This window comes from Desulfofundulus sp. (assembly GCF_049701015.1).
Taxonomy (GTDB): domain Bacteria; phylum Bacillota; class Desulfotomaculia; order Desulfotomaculales; family Desulfovirgulaceae; genus Desulfofundulus.
In genome coordinates this window covers 1-5,894 of sequence record NZ_JBNATZ010000075.1, presented here as the reverse complement: position 1 = coordinate 5,894, position 5,894 = coordinate 1, and the positions used below count along the sequence as shown (strand labels likewise).

6 protein-coding genes and 2 pseudogenes are annotated in these 5,894 nt (G+C 54.4%); 4 read left to right on the top strand and 4 right to left on the bottom strand.

Annotated features, from left to right (window positions below):
* Both ACPLUI_RS06485 and ACPLUI_RS06480 read left to right on the top strand, forming a co-directional pair.
* Nucleotides 1-941: pseudogene (locus ACPLUI_RS06485) on the top strand (acetate/propionate family kinase); the annotation flags it as partial.
* 183 nt (nt 942-1,124) lie between these two features.
* Nucleotides 1,125-2,522: an MFS transporter gene (locus ACPLUI_RS06480; protein WP_424659457.1), complete on the top strand. Its 1,398-nt coding sequence runs from the start codon at nt 1,125-1,127 to the stop codon at nt 2,520-2,522.
* A gap of 56 nt (nt 2,523-2,578) precedes the next feature.
* Here ACPLUI_RS06480 and ACPLUI_RS06475 read toward each other — a convergent pair whose 3' ends face one another.
* On the bottom strand, nt 2,579-3,328 hold the full coding sequence (locus ACPLUI_RS06475) for a tRNA lysidine(34) synthetase (protein WP_424659456.1): 750 nt from the start codon (nt 3,326-3,328) through the stop codon (nt 2,579-2,581).
* A gap of 142 nt (nt 3,329-3,470) precedes the next feature.
* On the opposite strand from ACPLUI_RS06475, the gene ACPLUI_RS06470 reads away from it, so the two are divergent.
* On the top strand, nt 3,471-3,833 hold the full coding sequence (locus ACPLUI_RS06470; protein ID WP_424659455.1) for a hypothetical protein: 363 nt from the start codon (nt 3,471-3,473) through the stop codon (nt 3,831-3,833).
* Between the two features lies 1 nt (nt 3,834).
* On the opposite strand, the pseudogene ACPLUI_RS06465 reads toward ACPLUI_RS06470, so the two are convergent.
* Nucleotides 3,835-4,905: pseudogene (locus ACPLUI_RS06465) on the bottom strand (DUF763 domain-containing protein); the annotation flags it as partial.
* An 86-nt stretch (nt 4,906-4,991) separates the two neighbouring features.
* A complete protein-coding gene (locus ACPLUI_RS06460) occupies nt 4,992-5,189 on the bottom strand; it encodes a ferredoxin (protein WP_424659454.1) in 198 nt (65 codons plus the stop codon).
* A 148-nt stretch (nt 5,190-5,337) separates the two neighbouring features.
* Between ACPLUI_RS06460 and ACPLUI_RS06455 the strand changes: the two genes are divergently transcribed.
* Nucleotides 5,338-5,514, top strand: coding sequence for a hypothetical protein (locus ACPLUI_RS06455; protein ID WP_424659453.1), 177 nt, complete (start codon nt 5,338-5,340; stop codon nt 5,512-5,514).
* A gap of 67 nt (nt 5,515-5,581) precedes the next feature.
* On the opposite strand, the gene ACPLUI_RS06450 is transcribed toward ACPLUI_RS06455, so the two are convergent.
* Complete coding sequence (locus tag ACPLUI_RS06450; RefSeq protein ID WP_424659452.1) at nt 5,582-5,839, bottom strand: hypothetical protein; 258 nt, start codon at nt 5,837-5,839, stop codon at nt 5,582-5,584.
* Between the last annotated feature and the right edge of the window lie 55 nt (nt 5,840-5,894).

The window sequence follows — 5,894 nt, the reverse complement described above, 5'->3', positions numbered from 1 at the left end:
CCTCTAAGCGAGTAAGCAGATGATTTTCTTCGTCGGTAGAAAGAGGCGGGGGCATGCTTGAAAAGCTGGAAGACTTAAGTAACCTGGCACCGCTGCATAATCCACCCAACATCACCGGGATCAGGATCTGCCGGCAGTTGCTACCACATGCCCACCAGGTGGCGGTGTTTGATACTGCTTTTCACCAGACCATGCCCGCCAGAGCATATATATACGCTCTACCATATGAATATTACCGGAAGTACGGCCTGCGTAAATATGGCTTTCACGGTACATCCCACAGGTATGTGGCCGGGCGTGCCGCCGAACTGCTGGAGAAACCCCTTGAGGAACTGAAGCTGGTCACATGCCACCTGGGAAACGGGTCCAGCGTTTGCGCAGTTAAATACGGCCAGTCGGTGGATACCAGCATGGGCTTCACGCCACTTTCCGGGCTAATTATGGGTACGCGTAGCGGGGATATCGACCCGGCCGTGGTTTTTGTGCTGATGGAAAAGGAAAACCTGTCCCCTGCTCAGGTCAGTGAACTTCTAAACAAGAAAAGTGGTGTGCTGGGTGTTTCCGGGCTTTCCAGTGACTTCCGTGACCTGGAGCAGGCCGCTATGGCTGGTAACTGGCAGGCCCAGCTGGCTCTGGATATGTTTGTATATAGTGTACAGAAATGGATTGGTGCTTTGGTGGCTGCCATGGAAGGGGTGGATGCCATAGTTTTCACAGCGGGTATTGGCGAAAACTCCCCTTATATCCGGGGAAAAGTGCTGGCAGGACTGAGCTGGCTGGGTGTTCAGGTTGATGCAGAAAAAAACAGGGTCCGTGGTCAGGAAATGCTGATCAGCAGTGCAGGTTCGCCGGTCAAAGCGCTGGTGGTTCCCACCAATGAGGAACTGGTTATAGCTCGCGATGCGGTCCAGTTGTTGTACCATCAGCTCAGTCCTGTGTAGGTATCCTCCGCCTGTGCAGCCCTGTTTTTGATGGGACTGCTGTCTTGCCGTATGATATGGTGCAGGTATTTTTTGGGTTATGCCCGGGAGGATTTTTACTTTAGCCGTTGAAATGTCAAGAAAATAATCAAACCAAATAATAAACTCCCGGGGAGGTGGGCAGTCCCTGCGACTGCAAATGACATGGATGACGCGCGGAACTTAAAAAAATACGTGCTGCTGGCGGCTACTCTGGCTTCCTTTTTGACTCCGTTTATGGGCAGTGCCGTTAACCTGGCTATTCCGTCCATTGGGCGGGAGTTTCACCTGGAAGCCTTGATGCTCAACTGGATTGTAACATCCTATCTCGTGGCCTCCTCTGTTTTCTTGCTTCCTTTCGGTCGAGTTGCGGACCTGTACGGCAGGAAGAAGGTCTTTCTGGCCGGTATCATTACTTATACCTTGCTGTCCCTTTTAAGCGGCCTGGCCACTTCGGGGGAAATGCTGATCCTTCTCCGCATCCTGCACGGTATTGGAGGGGCCATGATCTTCGGTACCGGCGTGGCTATCCTGACCGGCGTCTTCCCTCCCCAGGAGCGGGGGAAAGTGCTGGGCATCAATGTTGCGGCAACTTATACGGGGCTCTCCCTGGGGCCGGTTGTGGGTGGGTTTTTAACTCACCAGCTGGGCTGGCGCTACATTTTTTTCCTGAATTTTTTACTCGGCCTGACTGTGCTTCTGGTAACCCTCTTTAAACTCAAGGGGGAATGGCGGGACGCCAGGGGTGAAAAATTTGACCCGGCGGGGGCGGTGCTTTACAGCCTGAGCATGGCAGCTTTAATGAGCGGCATCGCGGCTGCCAATACCACCACCCTTGCCCGGTGGGTCCTGGTGGCGGGTATCGTGTTGCTGGCGCTTTTCATCCGGAAGGAGCTGCGCTATCCGTTCCCCCTGATCAATATCAACCTTTTCCGCAACCTGGTTTTTGCTTTTTCCAACCTTGCTGCGCTCATACATTACAGTGCAACGTTTGCGGTAGGCTTTTTACTTTCCCTGTACCTGCAGGTGGTCAGGGGACTGGATGCCCAGACTGCCGGCTTCATTCTCCTGGCCCAGCCTGTTTTGATGGCCATTCTTTCACCGCTGTCCGGACGGCTTTCCGACCGGGTTGAGCCCCGGCTGCTTGCTTCCCTCGGCATGGCTTTGAGCTTTGCCGGGCTTACACTTTTTACCCTGATAAACAAAACCACCCCTATATGGGCCGTCATGGTTAACCTGGTGTTGCTCGGTACTGGTTTTGCCCTTTTCTCATCACCAAATACCAATGCCGTGATGGGTTCGGTGGAAAAACGCTATTACGGAGTTGCTTCGGCTACGCTGGGCACCATGCGCCTGGTCGGCCAGGCATTGAGTATGGCCCTGGTCACCTTATTCTTTGGCTTTTATATGAAGGGCAAGGCCGTCACCTCCGCTACCAGCCCGCTTTTACTCAAGAGCATGCATGTTTCCTTTTTGCTTTTTGCAGTACTATGCGCCTGCGGTGTGTTTTTCTCCCTGGCACGTGGTGAGGTCCGCGGAAAACAGGAACACCCTGCCAGGTAAAGTATGGCAGGTACAGGCTGAAACTGAGCTTATAAACGGGGCTTACCATGAACCTGCTATTGCTGCCGGGTATGGGACGCTTGTTCTAACCACCTGGCCTTTTCGATGGCGGTGAGAAATTTTTCCCGGACGTCGGGATAGGTCTGCGCTATCAATTCAACCAGGGCGCGTATTTCTTCCCGCTTTGTTTTACCGCTGGCAGGGCAGGGGTTCTCAATCACAGGGAGATTTTCCACCCGCGCAATAGCGGCCAGGGTTGCTTCCGGCAGGTAAATGAGGGGGCGGATGAGTACCAGGCCGCTTCTGGCCAGGTGGGTTACCGGCGTAAAGGTGGCCAGACGGCCGGTATAGAGCCAGTTTAAAAGAAAGGTTTCCAGGAGGTCATCCAGGTGATGTCCCAGGGCCACCTTGTTGCAACCCAGATGCCGGGCCGCTTCGTTCAGAGCGCCCCGGCGCAGGTGGGCACACAGGGCGCAGGGGTTCTCTTCCCGGCGGTGTTCGAATACGATGGCTCCGATCTCTGTCCGTTCCACGTGAAACGGTATGCCCCGTTCCCGGCAGAAGGAAGCCAGGGGTGCAGGGTCAACCGGCCAGCCCAGGTCAAGGAAAATGGCGTGAAAGTCAAAGGAAAGCGGGGAATAGTTTTTGAGCAGCCACATTATGTACAGGAGAGCGGAACTGTCCTTACCTCCGGAAACTCCCACAGCGATCTTATCTCCCGTGGTAACCATGGAGTACCGGTAGATTGCTCTTTTTACTTTCGTCAGGAACCATTTGCCGTAGGTACGCTTAATGTGTCCCTTCATTCCTTGCCTCCGGCGGGCTATAATGGCGAGTAAGTTTCAGAAAAGAAAATACCGGCCCGTTCTATTTAATTTGGCTCAAAAATCGTGTAATATAAAGACGGTATAAGTAGTTGAGAATAATGATAATGATAGAGGTGAGGCAATGAGTCTTTTTTATGGTGATGTACAAAAAATTGTTGTACCGCGTGTTGTTCGCCTTGTCCGGGAGATGAATCTCAGTGCCGGCCAGTCCGTGGAGCTGGACTGCCCGCGTGCGACTCTTTTGAACATCGCCTTCCGTATCCGCACTACGGGGAACGTAAACTTTCTTGTAGAAGAATACAACGGGCGGGATTGGGAGGCAACCAGCAGGTTCGAGGTGGAAGAAGGAGAAACCGTGTGGCACCACATATTGAAGCAGCCCAGTTTCCGGCTACGCCTTGCCAATCCTTCGCCAACCGAATCTGTGGAAATTTCCATTGATGCCAACCTCCCCTGCCTGAAAGATCTTCGCGAAATTAAATAAGCTAAAAAGCGTATTGGGGCCACCGGTGCAGTCGGCGGAAGGCCTCTATTTTTTCTTGCCGGCCCAGGCGGCTTTCGGCCAGTGCCTTTTCCAGGAAGGCTATCGAGTGATCGTAGGTTATCCGGTCCACTGGATAAGGGTGGCCGTCCTTGCCTCCGTGGGCGAAACTGAACCTGGCGGGATCCCGGAAGCTGGGCGGTGTTCCGTAAGCCAGTTCCGAGAGCAGGGAGAGGGCCCGCAGAGCTTTGGGTCCAACTCCTTCGGTGGCCATCAGGGCTGCAAAATTCTCCGGCTGCCGTTCGTAACTTTTCAGGAGCACCCGGTGCAGCCTGGCCGGATTCAGGTCGGCGAGTTCCACGCGGTGCCTGGCTGGCAGCTTCAGGGCATCTTGCTGCAACCTCGTCAGGTCACGGAGCAGGTTTTCAGGCTTTTCCCGGGCCAGTTCGGCAATCACCTTCCGGGCGGGGTCACTTTCCAGGGCCACCAGGTTCAGGGTTTCGCCCCTGTAATCGCAACATACCGCCGTATGGGGTTCACAGACAAAATCCTTTACTGCAGTGCTCAACCAGTGATAGCGGCGGGCCCGGCGGGTGGTTTCATTCATGCCTTGCTGGATGATAGCCCATTGCCCGGAGGAAGTAAAAAAGAAAGTATGGTGGTAGAGCTGGTACCCGTCCTGGACGGCAGCGTTGTCCACCTTGGCGGCCATCTTGCTTGCAAAAACCAATTCCCGGGGATCCCTGGCCAGGGGAAACCTTTCACCCAGGGCGAGGATTTCGCCGGGTGTCTGGCGGGAAGTCTTTCCCTTTCCGCCCGCTACAAAAAGCCCCAGCTGGCCGGCGCAGTCCCGGAGGGCTTCCTTCAATGCACCGCAGACAGTGGTGGTTAAACCGGAAGAATGCCAGTCGAATCCCAGCACGCAACCGAGGGCCTGAAACCAGAAGGGGTCGGCCAGCCTGCCAAGGATTCCATCCGGGCCACTTTCCATTACCATCACTTCAATTAAGGCCCTGCTCATTTTGACCATCCGTTCAAAGAGCCAGGGTGGGCATTTACCTCCGTGCAGGGGGAGGTTGGCTGTCCCGGTCCGCATGTGAAATCCCTCCGGCAAATAAGGGGGCGTCATGCCTGACGCCCCTTGTTATGTTTCAGTTTCTTCTATTCTTCTTTCCAGTGGATGCACTGGGCAGGGCACATATCGATGGCTTCCTGAATTTCATCCTCGCTGGCACCGCGGGGGTTGACCACCTCGGCGAAACCCTGGTCTTCGTTCATCTGAAAGACATCAGGGCAGGTGTCTGCACAGGAGCCACAGGCCAGGCATTCTTCCGTTTCGATGTACGGAATTTTGGCCACGTTTTCCCCTCCTTGCTTATTGCGTTTGTGGTGTACCGATGGAGATATTATATCACCGTTACCAATCTTTTAGAACAGATTTGGAACAAAGGTGAATGTATCTTGTTTAACATAAATTTTGGGGAAAATACCGGAAGGTGGACTGAGCATGGAAGAGTTTCAACGCATGGTTCTAGCAGGTCGTGAAATAGCTAACCCTTCGGCAGAAACTTTAAGGGGACTGGCCTCCCACGAGGAACTGCGCCGGGAGCGCCGCCAGTGGCTGGCCAGGTACCGGGGCCTGAAGCCGGAAATTGTGGCCGCCATTGAACCGCCGGGGAATTAAGCGTTGGAATTTCAATGGGAATTTAACATAATCCGCCGGGAACTCCGACTTTAAGGACGGGCAGGCTTTACGACAGGATTTTCTTAACCTTTAGCGTTTCCTCCAGACGGGCCGTCACCCCTATGGCCGTGACTCCCAGCAGTACGGAATACAGGATCATCGCCGTAAGGATGTCCCGGTGCTGGGCCAGGAAGGTGCCTGCCAGGGGGCCGGCCAGCATTCCCACGGAATAAGCGGTATTGGATATACCGTACGTTATGCCGTAGTAAAGGTCGTTTGGCTGCCCGGTCTTTCCGCCTGCAGGTTGGGGGCTGATTTCTTCCATGGACCGAAGGCTCGGTTAACCCCCATGACCTCCTAAAGGTTAAGGGCGTGCGTGG